Genomic DNA, 19607 nt, shown 5'->3' on the forward strand with positions numbered 1-19607 from the left:
TTGATTGCCGTCCTGGTGCGACATGTTGTCAGTTCCTGGCGGTCTGTCAAGCGAATTCGTAGCAATTTGGTATCTTCACCACGAAATCCCTTGTCCGGATGCTTCCACTCTGTAAGAGTCGCGGCATCTTCAGCCACCTCACGAGGAGGTCACCTTGACCACCCGTCTGCAGAACTTCGTCAACGGGGAGTTCGTGGACGCCAAGAGCGGCCGATTCTCCGACATCATCGATCCCTGCACGGGCGAGGCGTACGTCCAAGCCCCGATCTCCGGCATCGAGGACGTCGACGCCGCCTACGCCGCCGCGTCCGCCGCGTTCGACTCGTGGGGCAGGACCACGCCGGGCGAGCGGGCCAACCTGCTGCTGAAGGTCGCCGACGCCATCGAGGCGCGGGCCGACGAGATCAACGAGGCCGAGTGCCGCAACACCGGCAAGCCGCGCGCCCGCATGGCGGAGGACGAGACCCCGGTCGCCGCCGACCACTTCCGCTTCTTCGCCGGCGCGGCCCGCACGCTGGAGGGCCCGACGGCCGGTGAGTTCCTCGCCGAGCACACGAGCGTCATCCGGCACGAGCCGATCGGCGTCATCGGCCAGGTCACGCCCTGGAACTACCCGATGATGATGGCGGTCTGGAAGATCGCCCCGGCGCTCGCGGCGGGCAACACGATCGTGCTCAAGCCGTCCGACACCACCCCGGTCTCCACGCTCAAGCTCGCCGAGATCCTCGGCGAGGTGCTGCCCGCCGGCGTCTTCAACGTCGTCACCGGCGACCGCGAGACCGGCGCCCTCGTCGTCGGCCACCCGGCCGCGTCCATGGTCGCGATCACCGGCTCGGTCGGCGCGGGCATGTCGGTCGCCAAGAGCGCCGCCGACGACCTCAAGCGGGTGCACCTGGAGCTCGGCGGCAAGGCGCCGGTCGTGGTCTTCGAGGACGTCAAGGACCTCGCCAAGGCCGCCGCCGACATCGCCACGGCCGGCCTCTACAACGCCGGCCAGGACTGCACGGCCGCCTGCCGGGTGCTCGTGCAGGAGAGCGTGCACGACGAGTTCGTGGCCGCGCTGACCGAGGCCGCCGCGGCCACCGTCACCGGCGACCTGTCGAACGAGGACGCGCTCTACGGCCCGGTCAACAACGAGGGCCAGCTCGCCCGCGTCCAGGGCTTCATCGACCGGGTCCCGGCGCACGCCAAGGTGCTCACCGGCGGCCACCGCGTCGGCGACCGGGGCTACTTCTTCGCCCCCACCGTCGTGGACGGTCTCCGTCAGGACGACGAGATGGTGCAGAACGAGGTCTTCGGCCCGGTCATCACCGTCCAGACCTTCACCGACGAGGCCGACGCGCTGGCCAAGGCCAACGACGTCAGGTATGGCCTGAGCGGCTCGGTCTGGACCTCCGACCACGGCCGCGCGATGCGGATGTCCAACCGCCTCGACTTCGGTGTCGTCTGGGTCAACACGCACATCCCGTTCGTCTCCGAGATGCCGCACGGCGGCTTCAAGCACTCCGGCTACGGCAAGGACCTGTCGGTCTTCGGCCTGCACGACTACACGAGGGTCAAGCACGTCATGCACTACATCGGTGAATAGCGCTGATGACCAGCGCCATCGAGCTTGAGGACGTCGTCAAGGAATACCACGCGCACGGCGAGCTCGTCCGTGCCGTCAAGGGCGTCTCGCTGGACATCGAGGAGGGGGAGTTCTTCTCCCTCCTCGGCCCGTCCGGCTGCGGCAAGACCACGACCATGCGGATGATCGCCGGCTTCGAGGCGCCGTCCAAGGGGCTGGTCAAACTGCACGGCCAGGACGTCACGAACGTCCCGCCCAACAAGCGCGACGTCAACATGGTCTTCCAGTCCTACGCGCTCTTCCCGCACATGAGCGTCTGGGACAACGTGGCCTTCGGGCTGAAGCAGCGCAAGACGCCGCAGGAGGAGATCCGGCGGCGGGTCGGCGAGATCCTGGAGATCGTCGACCTGGTCGGCAGGGAGAAGCGCCGGCCGCGCGAGATGTCCGGCGGCCAGCAGCAGCGGGTGGCGCTGGCCAGGGCGCTGGTCAACCGGCCGCGGGCCCTGCTGCTCGACGAGCCGCTCGGCGCGCTCGACCTCAAGCTGCGCCAGGCCATGCAGATCGAGCTCAAGCGCATCCAGCGCGAGGTCGGCATCACGTTCGTGTACGTGACGCACGACCAGAGCGAGGCGCTGACCATGAGCGACCGCATCGCGGTCATGAACGACGGCCTGGTCGAGCAGCTCGGCGGGCCGCGGGAGATCTACGAGCGGCCGGCGACGCCCTTCGTGGCCGGCTTCATCGGGACCTCCAACCTGCTCACCGGGACCGCCAGTGCCGGCGAGCTGAAGATCGGCGACGGTCGCGTGCTGGTGCCCGGCCGGGACGGCGAGGTGACGGTCACCGTACGCCCCGAGAAGATCACCATCGGCACGGACGCCCCGGAGTCGGGCCTCAGCGCGCTGGCCGGCACCGTCTCCGAGGTGGTCTACCTCGGCACCTACAACAGCTACGCCGTACGCCTCGCCGACGGGGCCGAGATGACGGTGTTCCAGCAGAACGCCCACGACGCGACGGCCACGGCGGAGCGGGGCGACTCCGTGTGGCTGTCCTGGCAGGCGCAGCACTCGTACGTGATTGGAAGTTGATAGCAGGCCATGAACCCCCGTCCCCCTCTCCCTCGCCACGGACTGCCGCGCCGTGAGGCGTTCCGGCTCGCGGGCCTGTCGGCCGCCGGTCTCGCGCTCGCCGCCTGCGGCGTGCAGGGCCAGAAGGCCGCGCCGCCCAAGGCCGACGAGGTCCAGGACTTCTGGTCCAAGCAGACCAAGCACGGCAAGGTGGTCTTCGCCAACTGGCCGGAGTACATGCCCGAGGACAAGGGCCCGCTGGAGAAGTTCGCCAAGGACACGGGCATCTCCTACGAGTACAAAGAGGTCATCCAGGAGAACGCGGACTTCTTCGGCAAGGCCGATCCCGTCCTCCGCGCCGGCCAGCCGCTCGGCTACGACGTCGTCGTCATGACCAACGGCATCCAGCTCCAGCACATGATCGAGCTGGGCTACTGCGTGCCGCTCGACCACTCCAAGCTGCCGAACTTCGCGGCCAACGCCGGCCAGAAGTACAAGGAACGCGCCTACGACCCCGGCAACAAGTACACCGTGCCCTACAGCTCGGGCGTGACCGGGATCGCGTACAACACGAAGTACGTCAAGGACGACATCACCAGCATCCAGTCCCTGTTCGACCCGAAGTACAAGGGCCGGGTCGGCATGATGGCCGACGCGCAGGAGATCGGGAACTTCGGGATGTTCGCCCTCGGCATCGACCCGGAGAAGTCGACCGAGGCCGACTGGAAGAAGGCCGGCGAGAAGCTCAAGGAGCAGCGCGACAACGGCCTGGTGCGCAAGTACTACGACCAGAGCTACATCGACGCCGTGGCCAAGGGCGACATCTGGCTGTCCATGGCCTGGTCGGGCGACGTCTTCCAGCGCCAGCTCGCGGGCGAGCCGGTCGCGTTCGTGGTGCCCGAGGAGGGCGGCACGATCTGGACCGACAACATGCTCATCCCCAAGGGCGCCGCCAACCCGCTGGACGCGCTGATGCTGATGGACTACCTCTACCAGCCGGCCGTGGCCGCCGAGCTGGATGAGTTCATCCAGTTCGTCACCCCCGTCCCGGCGGTGCAGGACCTGCTGCGGGAGAAGGCGAAGACCGCCAAGGGCGAGGACAAGAAGGCGCTGGAGCAGATGGCCGACAGCCCGCTCATGTTCCCGACCGAGGCCGACTACGCCCGGCTGCGCGGCTACACGCCGCTCGACAACAAGCAGCAGCAGGTCTTCAACCCGATCTTCCAGTCCGTCACCCAGGCCTAGACGATGCGGCGGCTCACCCCCTACCTGCTGGCGCTGCCGGGCTGGATGTGGCTGGCGATCTTCCTGGTCGTGCCCATGGCGGCCATGGCGTCGGTGTCGCTGCAGACCGGCAACGCCATCGACGGCTACGCGATGACGTTCTCCGTCTCCAACTACACCGACGCGCTCGGTCGCTACAGCACCCAGCTCGTCCGGTCCCTGCTGTACGGCGGGATGGCGACGGTGGCGATGCTGGCCATCGGCTATCCGGTGGCGTACTGGATCGCCTTCAAGGGCGGCCGGCGCAAGTCGGTCTACCTGTTCCTGCTCCTGCTGCCGTTCTTCGTGTCGTTCGTGCTGCGGACGATCTCGTGGAACTTCCTGCTGGCGGACAACGGCATCCTGTTCGGCACGCTGAAGGGCTGGGGGCTGCTGCCCGCCGACTTCCACGTCCTGGCCACCACGTTCGCGGTGGTGGGGGGACTGACCTACAACTGGCTGCCGTTCATGATCCTGCCGATCTACGTGGCCTTGGAGCGCGTGGACCCGCGGGTGGTGGAGGCGGCCCAGGACCTCTACGCCACCCGCGCCGCGGCCTTCCGCCGGGTGGTGCTGCCGCTGTCGCTGCCCGGGGTGTTCGCCGGGGTGCTGATGACGTTCGTGCCCGCCACGGCGGACCCGGTCAACGCGGCCATCCTCGGCGGCACCGCCAACACCATGATCGGCAACATCATCCAGACCGAGTACCTCACCAACCTCGACTACCCGACGGCCTCGGCGCTGTCGTTCACGTTGATGGCGGTGCTGCTCGTGGGCATCTTCGTCTACGCCCGCGTGCTCGGCACGGAGAACGTCCTCGAGGCGGCGGCCCGATGAGGGGCATCCGCACGGGCGACCGGCTGCTGCACATCTGGACCTGGCTCGTCATCGTGTGGCTGTCGTCACCGATCGCGGTGATGATCCTGTTCGGCTTCAACGACAAGCAGAGCAAGTCCAACACCACCTGGCAGGGGTTCACCCTCCGCTGGTACAAAGAGCTGTTCGACATCGCCGACCTGACCACGGCGCTGAGGAACACGCTGGTCGTCGCGGTCGTCAGCACGGCCGTCACGGTCGTGATCGGCACCATGCTGGGCCTCGCGCTCGGCCGGCACCGCTTCCGCGGCCTCGGCGCCACGAACTTCCTCGTCTTCGCCGCCATCTCCACGCCCGAGCTGGTCATGGGCGCCTCGCTGCTGTCGCTGTTCGTCTCGGGGAACGTGCCGCGCGACTCCGTCACGATCATCGTCGCGCACGTGCTGTTCTCGCTGTCCTTCGTGGTCGTCACCGTACGGGCGCGGGTCGTCGGGCTCGACCCGTCGCTGGAGGAGGCCGCGAGGGATCTCGGGGCGACGGCCTGGGGCACGTTCCGGCAGGTCACGCTGCCGTCGATCATGCCGGGCGTGGCGGCAGGGGCGATGTTGTCGTTCGCGCTGTCGATCGACGACTACGTGGTCACCAGCTTCGTCAACGGCTCGACCGTGACGTTCCCGCTGTGGATCGTGGGTGCCGTGAAGACGGGAATCCCGCCGCAGGTGAACGTCATGGGTACGCTGATCTTCGGCATTGGGGTGCTGATCGCGATCGGCAACGCGATCGCGGCACGGCGCCGCACCTGAAACACCTGACCTTCGTAGGGAAGTGGGATTTGTGGATCCGCTGAAGGCGCTTGCTGACGCGGAGCGCAAGCCGTACTGGCTGGACAGCCCGGCCAGACCCGAGCCGCGACCGCGGCTCACCGATCACACCACCGCCGACCTGGCCGTCGTCGGCGGCGGTTTCTCCGGTCTGTGGACCGCGCTGATGGCCAAGGAACGCGACCCCTCACTGGACGTCGTGCTGCTGGAAGGCCGCCGGATCGGCTGGGCGGCCACCGGCCGCAACGGCGGGTTCTGTCTGTCGACCCTCACCCACGGCCTGGCCAACGGCCTGGAGCGGTGGCCGGACGACATCGGCCGCCTGGAGCGCATGGGCGTGGAGAACCTCGACGAGATCGAGGCCACGCTGGAGCGCTACGGCGTCGACTGCTCCTTCGAACGCACCGGCGAGCTGCTCGTGGCCACCGAGCCCTGGCAGCTCGACGCGCTGGCCGAGCACCTGGAGCTGATCTCCGACCTGGGGCTCGACTACGTGCCCCTGGACCAGGAGCAGGTGCGGGCGGAGGTGAACTCGCCCACCTACCTCGGCGGGCTCTGGGAGCGCCGCGGCTGCGCCATGCTCGACCCGGCGCGGCTGGCGTGGGGGCTGCGCGAGGCGTGCCTGCGGGCCGGGGTGCGGGTGCACGAGCGCTCGCCGGTGCGGTCGCTGCGCGACGACGGCGTACGCATCGAGCTGCGCACCCCCTACGGCGGGGTCAGCGCGGCCAAGGTGGCGCTCGGCACCGGCGTCTTCCCGCCGCTGCTCCGCCGGCTCAGGCACTTCGTGGTCCCCGTCTACGACTACGCGCTGATGACCGAGCCGCTGACCGACGGCCAGCTCGCCGAGGTCGGCTGGCGCAACCGTCAGGGCGTGGGCGACTCCGGCAACCGCTTCCACTACTACCGGCTGACCGACGACAACCGCATCCTGTGGGGCGGCTACGACGCCGTCTACTACAACGGCGGCCTGGTCAAGCCCGAGTACGACCAGCGCGACGAGACCTTCCTGACCCTCGCCCGGCACTTCTACGACACCTTCCCGCAGCTCGACGAGGTGCGCTTCACCCACCGGTGGGGCGGTGTGATCGACACCTGCAGCCGCTTCAGCGCCTTCTACGGCCAGGCCCACGGCGGTCGGCTGGCCTACGGCGTCGGCTACACGGGCATGGGCGTGGGCGCCACCCGCTTCGGCGCGAACGTCATGCTCGACCTGCTGTCCGGTGAGCCGACCGAGCGGACCGAGCTGCGTATGGTGAAGGAGAAGCCGATCCCGTTCCCGCCGGAGCCGGTGCGCTCGGGCGTCATCCAGGTCACCCGCTGGTCGATCGCCCAGGCCGACCAGCACCAGGGCAAGCGCAACCTGTGGCTGCGCACGCTGGACCGGATGGGGCTGGGATTCGACTCCTGACGCCGCGGGCATGATGCCTGGCGACCCCCAACACCACCAAAAGTGGGGGTCGCGAGGTGCGTGCGAGGCTGGTCGCCTGTGTCGGCATGGTGCTGCTGACCGGCGGTTGCGGGAGCCGGCAGGTCCAGGTCCTGCCCGCCGGGCCGCCCGCCGCCAAGGTCGCCCGCTGCGTCATGAGCTTTCCCGACGTACGGGCCGGGCGCCTGGCCCGGGCCCGGCTCGTCGGCGACATCGCCCGCTACCTCTCCCGCCGCCCCGGCCGGATCGTCTACGCGGTCCACGACCTGGTCAGCGGGATCACGCTGGGGTACGGCCGGCAGCGGGACGAGCTCGCCCTGGCCGGCGGCGCCCAGGTGGACATCGTCATGGCGCTGCTGGCCCGCCGCGGGCGCGGGTTCGACGAGGACGAGCGCCGCCTGGCCGAGCGCATGATCAGGGAGAGCAACCAGAAGGCCGCCGACGCCATGTGGTCGCGGATCGGCGGGAGCGGCGCGATGAGCGCGTTCTACCGGCGGATCGGGCTGCGCCACACCACGCCGGGGCCGGGCGCCGCCTGGGGCGACACCACCAGCAGCCCGTCCGACCGCGTCCGGCTGCTGAAGGTGCTGGTCAAGGGCGGCGGCGGTCTGAGCGCCGCGGACCGGGAGCTGGTGCTCGGCCTGATGGGACGGGTCCAGGAGGACCAGGCGTGGGGCGTCAGCGCGGCGGCGCGGCGCGACGACCGGGTGACGCTCAGGAACGGCTGGACGCCGCGCCCGCTCGTCCACGGCACGTGGGCCGTCGGCAGCTACGGCAGGATCGCCGGGCCGGGACGGGACCTGCTGCTGTCGGTGCAGTCCGACCTGCAGCCGGAGGAGGGCGCGGGCATCGAGACCGTCGAGGGCGTGGCCCGCATGATCGGCACCCGCTGGGACGGCCTCTCCCCGACCACCCGCCGCCCCTGCCCGACGAACCCGCTCCCGTGACCTGCGCGAGCAGGCTCAGGCGCGGGCGGTCAGCACCTCCTCCGGGATCTCCTTCGGGACGCCGCGCAGGCCCACCAGCGCCAGCACCGCGACCGCGGCCAGCAGCACGCTCGTGACCAGCGACGTCACGTGCATCCCGGTGAGGAACGCCTCCCGCGCCGCCAGCATGAGCGGCCCGGCCTGCTCGGCGGGCAGCGTGGCGGCCATGTGGGCGGCCCCCGCGATCGACTCCCCGGCCGCCCCTCCGGCCATCCCGGCGGGCAGCTCCAGGTTGGCCCGGTAGGCGCTGGTGAGCACGGTGCCGAGGATCGCGATGCCGAGCGCCGCCCCCAGCTCGAACGCGGTCTCCGACACCGCGGCCGCCGCGCCGGCGCGCTCCCTGGGGGCGGTGGCCAGCACGTTGTCGTTGTTGACGGTGAAGGCGAAACCGACGCCCACGCCGCCGATCACCATCGCGGGCAGCAGCGTCACGTAGGTCAGCTCCAGGCCGAGCGTGCTGTAGTAGAGGAACGCGCCCGCCTGCATGGCGAGGCCCAGCGCGACCACGCCACCACGGCCGATCCGCCGGATCAGCCCGGCCGCGAGCACGCCGCCGACCGCGCCGCCCAGCCCGCCCGGGAGCTGCGCCAGCCCTGCCTGCAGCGGCGACCAGCCCAGCACGAGCTGCAGATACCAGGCGAACATCAGCATCATGGCCGACATGGCGAAGATCGCCAGCAGGTTCGTCAGGATGGACGCGCTGAACGCCCGCCGGGCGAAGAGCCGCACGTCGATCAGCGGCTCGGGCAGCCGCGCCTGCCGCCAGGCGAACAGGCCGAGCAGCGCCACCCCGCCCGCGCCCGCGACCAGCACGTCCAGGTGCCCCAGCCCTTGGTGCGCGGCCTCCTTGATCGCCCAGATGACCGCGATCACCCCGGCCGTCGACAGGGCCGCGCTGAGCAGGTCGAGCCTCGCCGCCTCCGGGTTGCGCGACTCGGGCAGCACGATCGCGCCACCGGCCAGCACGAGCAGCATGATCGGCACGTTGATCAGGAACACCGACCCCCACCAGAAGTGGTCCAGCAGCAGCCCGCCGACGACCGGGCCGACGGCGAAGCCCACCGCGCTCATCCCGCTCCAGACGCCGACGGCCGCGGTGCGCTCGCGCGGCTCGGTGAAGACGTTCCTGACGATCGACAACGTCGACGGCATGATCGTCGCGCCGGCCACGCCGAGCAGCACGCGGGCCGCGATCAGCAGCTCCGGGTTCGGCGCGTACGCGGTGAGCGCGGAGGCCGCGCCGAACGCCGCCGCGCCGATCAGCAGCAGCCGCTTGCGGCCGATGCGGTCGCCGAGGTTGCCCATGGTGACCAGCAGGCCGGCGAGGGCGAAGCCGTACACGTCGCCGATCCAGAGGAGCTGGGTGGAGCTCGCGCCGAGATCGGCGGTCAGCCGGGGGAGCGCCAGGTGCAGGACCGTGAAGTCGAGCGAGAGCAGCAGGGTGGCCAGGCAGGCGATGGCCAGGCACGACCATTTGTTCGTCATGCCGCTCAGCGTGACGGGAGCCCCTGACCGCGGGCCTACCGGTCGCTGACCGCCCCGCCGACCTGGTCGCCGATCTCGGTCAGCGCCGCCGCGATGCGGGCGCGGGTCTCGGCCGTGCTGTACCAGTCGTCCGGGCATTCCGCGCGGGCCCGCAGCAGCAGGACACGCGCCTCCTCGGGGGCGCCGCCGCGCAGCGCCACCTCGGCGAGCCCGAGCAGCGCCCAGGCCAGGATCTCGACCGAGCCGTTGCGGCCGGCCAGCTCGGCGGCCGGCAGGTAGTCGGCCCGCGCCTCCTCAGGCCGGCCCAGGCCCTGCAGCGCGTCGCCGCGCCGGCACAACGACTCGGCGATCTCCGTCGTGGCCTTCAGCTCGCGGGCGGTCGCCAGTGACTCGTCCGCCAGCGCGTACGCCGTCGCGTGGTCCCCCTGCTCCTGGTGGAGCGTGCCGAGCCCGGACAGCACCAGCACCGTGCCCCAGTGCTCGCCGATCGCCCTGAACCTGGCCAGGCTCTCGTGGAAGTGGCCCGCCGCCTCCTCCACCCGGCCGAGCACCTGCAGCACGAAGGCCGCCCCCGCGTACGCCAGCGCCCGCGGCCAGGGCGCGAGCCCGGCCATGGTGCGCTGGACGCCGAGATAGGCCTCCTCGAAGTCGCCGCGCGGCCCGTTGAACATCGACAGCAGCATCATGAGGAACTCCACCCGGCGCGGCACGTGGTCCCAGGGCAGCAGCGTGCGCGAGTGGGTGAGCAGGTCGCGCACCTCGTCGCCGACCTCGCCGCGCCAGGCGGTGACGATCGCGCACGTGACGTACTCCTCCTCCAGCCCTTCGGGGACGGCCGTGCCGAGCTTGAGCAGCAGCGTGGCCGCGAGGTCGGCGCTGGTGACGCGGTGCCCGCGCATCCACCAGTAGCAGGCGCAGTGCGCGAGCAGCCGCAGCGCCGTCCCGACCTGGCCGGTCTCGATGGCCCAGCGCAGGGCGGCGTTGACGTCGTCGCTCTCCTCGTCGAGGCGGGCCAGCCACTCCAGCTGCTCGCGGGTGCGCAGCCGGTCGTCGGCGGCGAGCACGAGGTCCAGGTAGCAGGCGGCGTGGGCGTCGCGGGCCGCCGCCACCTCGCCGGACTCGGCCAGCCGCTCCGCGCAGAACGCCTGGATCGTCGCCAGCATCCGGTAGCGCCCGCCGACCCGCTCGACCAGCGACTTCTCCGCCAGAGAGAACAGCACCTCCTCCGGCAGCCCGCACACCCGCTCGGCCGTCTCGGGGCGCGCCCCGCCCACGAACACGCTGAAGCGCCGGGCCATGCGCTGCTCGTCGGCGTCCAGCAGGTCCCAGCTCCAGGCCACGACCGCGCGCAGCGTCTGGTGGCGGGGCAGCGCCGTACGGCTGCCGCGGGCCAGCAGCCGGAACCGGTCGTCCAGCCGCGCCGCCACGTCCGCCACCGACATCGTGCGCAGCCGCGCCGCGGCCAGCTCGATCGCCAGCGGCAGCCCGTCGAGCGCCCGGCAGATCCGTACGACGTGCGCGGCGTTGACCGCGTCCACGGCGAAACCGGGGGCCACCGCGCCGGCCCGGTCGGCGAACAGCCGCACCGCCGGATAGTCCAGCGGATCGACGGCCTCGGGCGGCGGCAGCCGCAGCGGCGCGACCGGGAGGATCGACTCGCCGGTGATGCCCAGCGCCTCCCGCCCGGTGACCAGCACCCGCAGGCCGGGGCAGGAGGCCAGCAGCAGATCGGTCAGCTCGGCGGTCGCCTCGACCAGGTGCTCGCAGTTGTCCAGCACGAGCAGCAGCTCGCGCCCGGCGAGCGCGGTCGCGAGGCGGGTGAGCGGATCCACCGGCCGGTCGGCGGCGGGGCGCAGGGCGTCGCGGACGCCGAGCGCGGCCAGCACCGCGGCGGGCACGTCCGCGCCCTCGGTGACCGGGGCGAGCGAAACGAAGCAGACATCCTGCGGCTCCTGTCCGGACGCCTCGACCGCGAGCCGCGTCTTGCCCGCCCCGCCCGGCCCGATCAGCGTGACCAGCCGGCCGGCCCGCAGCCGCGCGCTCACCTGGGCCAGCTCCTGATCCCGGCCGACGAAGCTGGTGAGCTGCGCCGGCAACCCCAGCCGCTGCGGGGGGGCGGGCGCGGGCGCGCCGAGCGCGGGATCGGCCCGCAGCACGGCCAGGTGCGCGGCGGCCAGCTCGGGGCCGGGCGCGACGCCCAGCTCCTCGTCGAGGATCCTCCTGGCCTCGTCGTAGACGGTCAGCGCCTCCGCCTGGCGGCCACTGCCGTAGAGCGCCCGCATGAGCTGGGCGCGCGGCCGCTCGCGCAGCGGATGGGCGGCGACGAGGCCGCGCAGCTCGGCGGCGAGCTCCCGGTGCCGGCCGAGGTCCAGATCGGCCTGCACCCGGTCCTCCGTCGCGGCGAGGCGCAGCTCCTCCAGCGCGCTCGCCGCGCCCTCCGCATGCGGGGCGTCGGCCAGCGGCACGCCCCGCCACAGCTCCAGCGCCTCGCGCAGCAGCCCGGCGGCCCGGCCGGGATCGCCGGCCACGAGAGCCTGACGGCCGGCCGCGGCCAGCCGCTCGAAACGGTGGGCGTCCACGTCGGACGGCTCGGCCGCCAGCCGGTAGCCCGCCGGATGGAACTCGACCAGATCCCTGCCGAGCGCCCGGCGCAGCCGGGACACCTGGGACTGCAGCGCGTTGGCCACGCCCTCGGGCGGCTCGGGGCCGTACAGGCCGGCGGCGAGCCGGTCCGCGGCGACGACGCGGCCCGCGTCCAGGGCCAGCAGCGTGAGCAACGCCCGCACCCGGGGGCCGCCGAGCGCGACGGGCTCGCCGTCCTCGTCCAGCACCGTGGCGGGCCCCAGGATCTGGAAGCGCATGCCTCGATTATCCAGATTCCGGCAGCAGCGCGGCCGTCTCCGCGTACGTCGGGACGCGGGGCGCGGGCCTGCCCTCGGCGGCGAGCGCCGCCGCCAGCGCCCCCTGGAGCGCGGCCCGGTAGAGCAGCGAGCCCGTGCTCACCCGGGCCACCCCGGCCGCGGCGAGCTCGGCCATCGTGGGGCCGTCCGGCTGGAGGAGCACGTTGAGCGGCAGCGGAGTGGCCGCCGCCACCTCGGCGATCGTGTCCAGTCCTGTCAGGCCGGGCACGAAGACGCCGTCGGCGTGCGCGTACGCCCGCACCCGCTCCAGCGTGTCACCCGTCCGCAGCCAGCAGGTGTCGGTACGGGCGTTGACGAACACGCCGTGCCCCTTGGCCGCCCCGATGATCTCCTGGTGCAGCCCGATCGGGCGCAGGGTCCCGTCCGGCCGGCCGTCCTCGATGTTCACGCCCGCCACGCCCAGCGCGGCCAGGCCAGCCACCAGGTCCGACACCTCGGCCGGGTCGTCGCTGAAGCCGCCCTCGATGTCCACGGTGACGAGCACGCCGAGGCCACTGATCGTCTCGGCCAGCTCGACGGTCTCGGCGCGGGTGACGCCGGCCGCGTCCGGCCTGCCGTGCACGGCCGCCACGCCGAGGCTCGTGGTGCCGATCGCCGGGAAGCCCAGCGCGGCCAGGGCGGCGGCCGAGCCGTAGTCCCACGCGTTCGGCAGCAGGAACGGCTCGCCGGGGCGGTGCAGGTCGCGGAAGCTCACGGGCGCTCACCCTCCCGCAGCCCCTCCAGCACGCCGGCGGCCAGCGCGAGCGCGTACGCGGGCGCCGGACAGGGCCGCACCCCGGCGCCGAACGTCAGATGCGGCGCCTCGCCGCGCGCCGGGTCGAACCGGCCGGGATCGGGGAAGACGTCCGGGTCGCGGTTGGCGGCCACCAGGTCGAGGGTCACCTCCTCGCCGCTGTGGAGGTCCAGCCTGCGGGTGACCTTGAGCGGCGGATCGTGCCGCAGCGTCTCGCGCAGCACCGCCTCCACGTCGTCGTGGCCGGCGAGCCGCGGCAGGGCGCCCGCGATCAGCGCCTCGGTGGCGGCGTGCGCCTGGAGCAGCAGGGTGACGGCCGGCAGGTCGGCCCGGTCCAGCAGGGCGGCGACGGCGGCGTCCGCCTGCGGGCTCTCCTCGCCCGACAGGTATCCGGCCGCCGCGGCGGCGACCGGTGCGGTGTCGGCGACGCCGAGCGCGGCCCCGAGCACCCGCGTGGGCACGCCCCGCCAGTCGCCGGGCCGCTCCAGGGTCGCGGTCCTGGCGGCGGCGCGCAGTCGTACGGGGTCCAGGGCGGCCAGCCGCTCGACGACGCGGCGGCGGCGTTCGGCGTGCTCCGCGCCGGCGCTGAACCGCGAGACGTGGGCGCGCAGCCAGGCCAGCGTCCCCTCGGGGGCGTCCTGGCGCACGGGCGGCGGCACGTACCGGGGGTCGGCGAGGACCGCCAGGGCTTCGGCGTGACGGGTGATGTGCATGCGGTCCACGCTAGGAGCACGATCTTTCGGCGGCGGCCGAAGCATGCCCGCACTCAGGCGGCTGGCCCGGGCGCGTCCTCAAGCGGCGAGCCCGGGCGCGTCCTCGGCGGGCGCGCTCTTGGCGGGCATGGCGGTGGCGGGCGTGGCCGTGGCGCGCGCGGCGAGCCGGCGGCCGGTCGCGGCCACCGCCATCGTCACGAGGAGCACCATCTCGGCCAGCACCACGGCCCGCTCCATCGGCCCGTAGTAGGCGACCCCGTTGATCAGCGGCGAGGTGACGGTGGCCGGATGCGCGGCCAGGTAGGCCGCCAGCGTCAGCCCCGAGGCCACGCTCATCGCCCGCACCGCGTTCCAGAGGGCGGCCCCCGCCCGCCCCCTCGCGAACGTCCAGCCGGCGACCGGCAGCGCGGTGAACACCACGGCGGCCGACCAGCGGTGGATCTCCCCGGCGAGCGTACCGACCTGGGAGGTGCCGGCATCGGTGGGGAAGACCGCGCTCAGCATCAGCCCGGCGGCCCCGGCCAGCAGCAGCACCCGGGTGGCCGCGGTGCGCGCCGGGTCGGCCACGGTCAGCCCGTACGCCAGGCTGAGGCACGCCCCCGCGAGCGCCAGCATCCCGACGAGCACCGGCACCAGCCCGCCCGCGACCAGCGCGTAGTCGCTGATCAGCGGCTGGCCCGGCAGGGTGAGCTCGGCCCAGGTGAGCGCCGCCGCCGACGCGGCCGTGCCACCGGCCGTCGCCCACAGGCTCCACCGTGGGATCATCGCGCGACCTCATCGTAGATCGCCTCGAACCGGGCCAGCGACGCCTGGTCGTCGTGGGTGAGGGCGAGCTCCCTGCTGGCCCTGCCGTACCTGGCGCGCAGCTCGTCGTCACCGAGTACGCGGGTCAGGTGGCGGGCCAGCTCGACCACGTCGCCCGGCTGGAACAGGTGGCCGTTGCAGACCACCAGGTGCGGCAGCGCCATCGCGTCGGCGGCCACCACGGGCAGGCCGGTCGCCATCGCCTCCAGCGTCGCGATGCTCTGCAGCTCGGCGATGCCGGGCATGGCGAAGACGTCGGCGGCGGCGTACGCCTGCGGCATGTTCTCGTCGGGGACGAAGCCGAGGAAGAACACCCGGTCGCCGACCCCGATCCTGGCGGCCAGCCGCTCCAGCTCGGCCCGCTGGTTGCCCTTGCCGACCAGCGCCACCTGGGCGTCGGTCTCGTTGAGCACGAGCGGCAGCGCCCGGACCAGCTCGTCGATCCGCTTCTCCTCGTCCAGCCGGCCGACGAACAGCACGGTCGGCCGGTCGGGCAGGCCGAACAGCTTGCGCGCCCACGCCTTGGGCTCGGCGTGCGGGTGGAACCTGCTCAGGTCGATGCCGCAGGACACCGGCTCCACCTCCCGCGCGAACCCCTGGTCGGCGAGGAGCCGCGCGGCCAGCGGGGTGGGCGTGGTGACGTGGTCGGCCCGGTTGAAGATGCGGCTGAAGTCGCGCCAGGCCAGCCGGCCCGCCCCTGCCCGAAGCCGGTCGGGGATGTGGGCGAACTGGAAGAGGTTGTCGGGCATGAAGTGGTTGGTGGCCACGACGGGGACGCCGGCGCGCCGGGCGGCGGCGATGGCGGCCCGGCCGACCACGAAGTGGCCCTGCGTGTGCAGCACGTCCGGGTTGATGTCGGCGACCAGCCGGTCCAGCCGGGCCGGGACGGTGACGCGCATCGTCGGGTGCACCAGCAGCGGCGCCGAGCGCAGCCGGTGCACGATGACGCCGTCCACGACGTCGGCGCTGGCCGGGCCGTGCTCCGACTGGCAGACCACGTGCACCTCGTTGCCGCGCGCGGCGAGGCCGGTGGCCAGGCGGTGGGTGAAGTAGGCGGCGCCGTTGACGTCGGGAGGGTAGGTGTCGGTCGAGATCAGCACCCGGCGCGGGCGCTCGGGGGCGGGGGCGAGCCGGGCGCGGTCGGTGACGCTGTGCAGGGGCATGGCCATGACGGTGACTCCACAATCGCAAGGGAACCCGGCCCGGGAAGGGCCGGAGGGGGAACAGGGGACGACGAGCCGGGGACGGGGGCGGGATCAGGCGAGGTCGTTGCGCGCCTCCAGCGGACTGGTACGCGCCAGCGCGACGGTGCCGGCGGCGGTCAGCAGGGCGGCGGCGACCGGCGCGGCCCCCGTGGGCAGCGGCTCGCCGAGCAGCAGCGCGCCGAACGCGACCGCCGTCAGCGGGTCGGCGACCTGCAGCGAGGCGAACGACACGCCGAAGTGGCCGACGGCGTAGGCCCGCTGCAGCATCATCAGCGCGAGCAGCGTGGGCACCGGCAGGGCCAGGAGGTACCACCAGTTCCAGCCGCCGTCGACGAGCACCCGCATGAGGGTGGCGGTGGCGCCGTACAGGACGCCGGAGCTGGTGGCCAGCAGCGCCGCCCGCCAGGCGGGGGAGGCGACCCGCGCGCCGGCCCACAGCAGCACCGCCGCGATCCCGGCCACGCCGAGCAGGACGAGGACGCCGTCCGGGCCGAGCCGGGTCGGCCCCTCCGACTCAGGGACCATCAGGACGAGCCCGACCAGCCCGGCCGCCACGACCGCCGCCGCGCCCAGCTCCTCGCGGGTGGGCCGGCGGCCGTGCAGCGCGGCGGCGAGAGGCAGGGCGAACAGCAGGCTCGCCACGCCCATCGGCTGCACCACGGTGAGCGGGCCGAGCCCGAGCGCGACGATGTGCAGGCCGCCACCCGCGACAATGGACGCGCCGCCGATCAGCCAGCGCGGCCGGCGCAGCAGGGCGAGGAGCCCCGGCTTCGCCGAGCCGGCGGCCTCGAACTGCTGAAGGGCGGCGCCGAGCGCGAAGAACAGCGACCCGACCAGGGCGATCGCCGCGGCCAGCACAGTCATGCGCACTCCTCTCGAATCGGATGGTCGCCCGGCAGGGTCAAACGGACGTGTCCGCGGGAAGGACTTCCGGGGAAGGCTGGATGGCGCGGCGCTTCCGCGCCCACCGCACGATCTCGACCACCGCCGTGACGGACACCGCGATGCCGAGGCCCAGCAGCAGGCCCTTGATCGGGTCGTTCTCGAACGCCATCCCGCCGAAGAACCCGATCAGCCCGGAGTAGACCGCCCACGAGCTCGCCGCGATCGCGTCGAAGAAGGTGAACGAGCGCAGCGGGTGGTGCACCGCGCCCATGGTGAGCGTGGTCGCCGTCCGGCCGCCGGGGATGTACCTGGCCACGACCAGCACCAGACCGCCCCGCTCCTCCAGCGCGCCGCGCGCCCAGACGAACGCCTTCTTGTCCCGCAGCCGCCCGCCGGACAGGCGCCCGATCAGGTACGACACGTGGTCGCCCGCGAACGCGCCGAGCGCCGCGACCACCATGACCAGGGCGAGGTTCGTTTCCCCTGACGCGGCGAACACCGCCGCGGTGATCACCGACGTCTCGGCCGGGACGATGGGGAAGAACCCGTCGAGCACGGCCAGGGCGAACAGCGCCACGTACAGCCAGGGTGACGACATGACCTGTTGGACCAGGTCGAGGATGGCATGTGACATGGGCGTTGACTCCGATCTTCACGGCACACGGACAGCGTCTCGTTACGCGGGGTCCCGGGGCATCGGGGATGCCCCCGGTCGAACGCGGACCCGTCCCCTAATCGGGTCAGGGCCGGTAGCTCATGAAGCTAGAAACTCCGCTGGTCACGGCACATCGGCCGATCGGCAGCCGATGCCCCCGACTTTCGTCGGGGGCGGTGCCGCCTGCCCCCGGCCGACACCTTCGATCCAACCCGTTCGCGCAGGCCGACGCAGGAGTGGAGGTAGGCGAATCGGAGGTGGGGCTAGCACTACCGGGACGGTGCCACGCGCCCTACCCTGACTTTCGTCAGGGTCGCCTCCTGCCGGAGGACGAGGGCGGGCCTCCGCCCGGCCCCCATAGGCTCGACGACGTGAGACTTCCGCGGCCGATCCGCAGGAAGAGCCGCCGCGAGGTGGTCGTCGACCTGCTGCTCTGGATGTTGCTGTGCGCCTTCGTCGCCGCCATGGGGCCCGATCCCTTCCTGGACCCGGCCGCGTTCGGGACGGTGACCGGGCCGAGGCTCGTCCTGGCGTCGGCGGCCGTGCTGGTGGGCCGCCGGCAGCCGCTCGCCGCCCTGGCGCTGCTGCTGCCGCTCGGCCCGTGGCGCTTCAGCGAGGGGTTCGCCACCGTGGATCTGAGCTGGCTGCTGCCCAGGACCGGCGTCAAGATCCTCCCGCTGGTGCCGACGTCGCCGTTCATCATGGGGTACGCGTACATGACCGGTCGGCGGGAGGCCGGGCCGTGGCGGCCGGTCGCCGCGTTCGGCCTCATCACGGCGGTCGGCGTGGCGGTGGTGCTCGGGGCGGGCGGCGACCTCGCCCTGTGGGTGTCGATGGTGACCGGGCTGGCGGGCACCTATCTGGTGCCGTACCTGCTGGGGCTGGTGCGGCGGCTGGTGATCCGGCAGCGGGGGCAGGCCAGGCTCTCGGCCGAGGCGCAGGCCCGGCTGCGCGAGCGGGCCAGGATCGCGCGGGACATGCACGACTCGCTCGGCCACGACCTGGCCCTGATCGCGGTCCGGGCCGCCGGGCTGGAGCTGGCCCCCGGCCTGGACCCGGCGCAGGCGCGGGCGGCGGGGGAGCTGCGGGAGGCGGCCGGTGACGCCACCGAGCGGCTGCGGCAGATCATCGGGCTGCTGCGAGAGGACGCCGACGCCGCGCCGCTGGCGCCCGTGAACGAGGACGTCACCGAGCTGGTCCGCCGGGCCAGGGACTCCGGCATGGCCATCGACCTCGACGTGGCCGAACCGGCGCCCGCGCTGGCCGGGGCCGTCGTCCAGGAAGGGCTCACCAACGCGGCCAAGCACGCGCCGGGGGCCGCCGTGCGGGTCTCGGTCGGGCCCGGCCGGGTGAGCGTGCGCAACGGCCCGGCGCGCGGCCGGCCGGTCGCCAGGCCGGGCGGCATGGGGCTGGCGGGACTCGCCGAACGCGCCCGCCTGGCCGGCGGCACGCTCACTGCCGGAGCGGTGGACGGCGGCTACGAGCTCGTCGTGGAGCTCCCCTGAACGGCGGCGCGCTCAGGCGTGCGCGACGTGCAGCCGGCGCAGCACCCGCTTGAACGCCCAGATCGAGAACGCGATCGCCAGCCCGCTGATCACGGCCACCGCCGAGGTGCGCAGGATCATGAACGCGCCGAGCGAGCCGCCCAGGCTTTCGTAGACGGCCAGCGCGATGCTGAGCGTGGAGTTCATCAGCAGCACGAACGCCCACAGCAGGGTGATCCTGGCGAAGAAGCGGCGGATGCGCTCGTGTTTCAGCACCGCCGACGGCAGGTGGATGTAGTCGAGCGTGAGCTTCTGCACGAGCGGCCGGTTGAGCCGTACGGAGGCGAGGAACGCCATGCTGATGCAGATCGTGCCCAGCTCCGGCTGGATGAAGAACCACATCCAGCTGCCGGTCCAGAACGACACCAGGGCGCGCACGGTGATGGCGAACGCCGCGAGGAACATGGTGGCGGGCACCTTCACCCGCCGGACGAGCCGCCAGGCCACACCGAGGTAGACCCAGGCGACGGTGGCGATCAGCGCCCACTTGAACCCGAGGACCACCATGGCGAGGTAGAAGACCGCCAGCGGGGCGACCACGGCTTCGAGCAGCTTGGGCGCCGCCTCGCGGGCGAGGGCGCCGAGGCGGGGGAGGGTCACGGGCGGATGGTTCAAGACTGCTCCGCAGATAGGCCGACGATCAGCGACTACCCGGGCTTCGAGGGCCCAGGGCTACCGTGATGGACCGCTCGCACTTACCGAGGCGGGCACCGCAC

Annotated in this window: 17 protein-coding genes; 8 read left to right on the forward strand and 9 right to left on the reverse strand. The window is 72.8% G+C overall.

From position 1 onward, the window contains the following. Positions 1-154 precede the first annotated feature (154 nt). The 7 genes from BMW85_RS44150 to BMW85_RS44180 are packed head-to-tail and all read left to right on the forward strand — an operon-like array spanning position 155 to position 7907. Positions 155-1588 carry a gamma-aminobutyraldehyde dehydrogenase gene (locus BMW85_RS44150; RefSeq protein ID WP_091093537.1) on the forward strand — a complete coding sequence of 478 codons (1434 nt, stop codon included), beginning with the start codon at positions 155-157 and terminating at the stop codon, positions 1586-1588. A gap of 5 nt (positions 1589-1593) precedes the next feature. Further along, positions 1594-2655, forward strand: a complete 1062-nt coding sequence (locus tag BMW85_RS44155) for an ABC transporter ATP-binding protein (protein WP_091093539.1) — start codon at positions 1594-1596, stop codon at positions 2653-2655. A 9-nt stretch (positions 2656-2664) separates the two neighbouring features. Beyond that, positions 2665-3879, forward strand: a complete 1215-nt coding sequence (locus BMW85_RS44160) for an ABC transporter substrate-binding protein (RefSeq protein WP_091093541.1) — start codon at positions 2665-2667, stop codon at positions 3877-3879. Between the two features lie 3 nt (positions 3880-3882). Next, positions 3883-4734 (forward strand): ABC transporter permease, encoded by an 852-nt coding sequence (locus tag BMW85_RS44165; protein ID WP_091093543.1) that lies wholly within the window; start codon positions 3883-3885, stop codon positions 4732-4734. After that, complete coding sequence (locus tag BMW85_RS44170; RefSeq protein WP_091093544.1) at positions 4731-5516, forward strand: ABC transporter permease; 786 nt, start codon at positions 4731-4733, stop codon at positions 5514-5516. The genes BMW85_RS44165 and BMW85_RS44170 overlap by 4 nt, the downstream gene beginning before the upstream one ends. A gap of 31 nt (positions 5517-5547) precedes the next feature. Continuing rightward, positions 5548-6942, forward strand: a complete 1395-nt coding sequence (locus tag BMW85_RS44175) for an NAD(P)/FAD-dependent oxidoreductase (protein WP_091093546.1) — start codon at positions 5548-5550, stop codon at positions 6940-6942. A gap of 56 nt (positions 6943-6998) precedes the next feature. Then, positions 6999-7907 (forward strand): serine hydrolase, encoded by a 909-nt coding sequence (locus BMW85_RS44180; RefSeq protein ID WP_143082615.1) that lies wholly within the window; start codon positions 6999-7001, stop codon positions 7905-7907. 15 nt (positions 7908-7922) lie between these two features. Here BMW85_RS44180 and BMW85_RS44185 read toward each other — a convergent pair whose 3' ends face one another. The 8 genes from BMW85_RS44185 to BMW85_RS44220 all read right to left on the reverse strand — a co-directional run bounded on the left by BMW85_RS44185 (position 7923) and on the right by BMW85_RS44220 (position 17326). After that, positions 7923-9431 (reverse strand): MFS transporter, encoded by a 1509-nt coding sequence (locus BMW85_RS44185; RefSeq protein WP_091093549.1) that lies wholly within the window; start codon positions 9429-9431, stop codon positions 7923-7925. Positions 9432-9466: 35 nt separating this feature from the next. Then, the gene (locus tag BMW85_RS44190) at positions 9467-12292 is read right to left on the reverse strand and encodes an AfsR/SARP family transcriptional regulator (protein ID WP_091093551.1); all 2826 of its coding nucleotides are present in this window, start codon (positions 12290-12292) and stop codon (positions 9467-9469) included. Positions 12293-12299: 7 nt separating this feature from the next. Beyond that, positions 12300-13046 carry an isocitrate lyase/PEP mutase family protein gene (locus BMW85_RS44195; protein ID WP_091093553.1) on the reverse strand — a complete coding sequence of 249 codons (747 nt, stop codon included), beginning with the start codon at positions 13044-13046 and terminating at the stop codon, positions 12300-12302. Next, positions 13043-13798, reverse strand: a complete 756-nt coding sequence (locus BMW85_RS52225) for a cytochrome P450 (protein WP_177241192.1) — start codon at positions 13796-13798, stop codon at positions 13043-13045. The genes BMW85_RS44195 and BMW85_RS52225 overlap by 4 nt, the downstream gene beginning before the upstream one ends. 78 nt (positions 13799-13876) lie before the next feature. Further along, positions 13877-14563, reverse strand: coding sequence for a DUF998 domain-containing protein (locus BMW85_RS44205; protein WP_091093558.1), 687 nt, complete (start codon positions 14561-14563; stop codon positions 13877-13879). Further along, complete coding sequence (locus tag BMW85_RS44210; RefSeq protein WP_091093559.1) at positions 14560-15771, reverse strand: glycosyltransferase; 1212 nt, start codon at positions 15769-15771, stop codon at positions 14560-14562. The genes BMW85_RS44205 and BMW85_RS44210 overlap by 4 nt, the downstream gene beginning before the upstream one ends. Before the next feature lie 87 nt (positions 15772-15858). Next, positions 15859-16671, reverse strand: a complete 813-nt coding sequence (locus BMW85_RS44215; RefSeq protein WP_245775440.1) for a DMT family transporter — start codon at positions 16669-16671, stop codon at positions 15859-15861. A 37-nt stretch (positions 16672-16708) separates the two neighbouring features. Continuing rightward, complete coding sequence (locus BMW85_RS44220) at positions 16709-17326, reverse strand: DedA family protein (protein ID WP_091093560.1); 618 nt, start codon at positions 17324-17326, stop codon at positions 16709-16711. A gap of 392 nt (positions 17327-17718) precedes the next feature. Between BMW85_RS44220 and BMW85_RS44225 the strand changes: the two genes are divergently transcribed. Then, the gene (locus BMW85_RS44225; protein WP_218156203.1) at positions 17719-18852 is read left to right on the forward strand and encodes a sensor histidine kinase; all 1134 of its coding nucleotides are present in this window, start codon (positions 17719-17721) and stop codon (positions 18850-18852) included. 12 nt (positions 18853-18864) lie between these two features. On the opposite strand, the gene BMW85_RS44230 is transcribed toward BMW85_RS44225, so the two are convergent. After that, positions 18865-19491, reverse strand: a complete 627-nt coding sequence (locus tag BMW85_RS44230) for a VC0807 family protein (RefSeq protein ID WP_091093562.1) — start codon at positions 19489-19491, stop codon at positions 18865-18867. Between the last annotated feature and the right edge of the window lie 116 nt (positions 19492-19607).

Source organism: Nonomuraea wenchangensis, from assembly GCF_900111685.1.
Classification (GTDB): domain Bacteria; phylum Actinomycetota; class Actinomycetes; order Streptosporangiales; family Streptosporangiaceae; genus Nonomuraea; species Nonomuraea wenchangensis.

Excerpts from the sequence above, each read along its gene's own strand:
- BMW85_RS44205 (WP_091093558.1), bottom strand. The coding sequence starts at position 14,563 with ATGATCCCACGGTGGAGCCTGTGGGCGACGGCCGGTGGCACGGCCGCG.
- BMW85_RS44210 (WP_091093559.1), bottom strand. The coding sequence starts at position 15,771 with ATGGCCATGCCCCTGCACAGCGTCACCGACCGCGCCCGGCTCGCCCCC.
- BMW85_RS44190 (WP_091093551.1), bottom strand. The coding sequence starts at position 12,292 with ATGCGCTTCCAGATCCTGGGGCCCGCCACGGTGCTGGACGAGGACGGC.
- BMW85_RS44220 (WP_091093560.1), bottom strand. The coding sequence starts at position 17,326 with ATGTCACATGCCATCCTCGACCTGGTCCAACAGGTCATGTCGTCACCC.
- BMW85_RS52225 (WP_177241192.1), bottom strand. The coding sequence starts at position 13,798 with ATGCACATCACCCGTCACGCCGAAGCCCTGGCGGTCCTCGCCGACCCC.
- BMW85_RS44155 (WP_091093539.1), top strand. The coding sequence starts at position 1,594 with ATGACCAGCGCCATCGAGCTTGAGGACGTCGTCAAGGAATACCACGCG.
- BMW85_RS44160 (WP_091093541.1), top strand. The coding sequence starts at position 2,665 with ATGAACCCCCGTCCCCCTCTCCCTCGCCACGGACTGCCGCGCCGTGAG.
- BMW85_RS44215 (WP_245775440.1), bottom strand. The coding sequence starts at position 16,671 with ATGACTGTGCTGGCCGCGGCGATCGCCCTGGTCGGGTCGCTGTTCTTC.
- BMW85_RS44170 (WP_091093544.1), top strand. The coding sequence starts at position 4,731 with ATGAGGGGCATCCGCACGGGCGACCGGCTGCTGCACATCTGGACCTGG.
- BMW85_RS44165 (WP_091093543.1), top strand. The coding sequence starts at position 3,883 with ATGCGGCGGCTCACCCCCTACCTGCTGGCGCTGCCGGGCTGGATGTGG.
- BMW85_RS44185 (WP_091093549.1), bottom strand. The coding sequence starts at position 9,431 with ATGACGAACAAATGGTCGTGCCTGGCCATCGCCTGCCTGGCCACCCTG.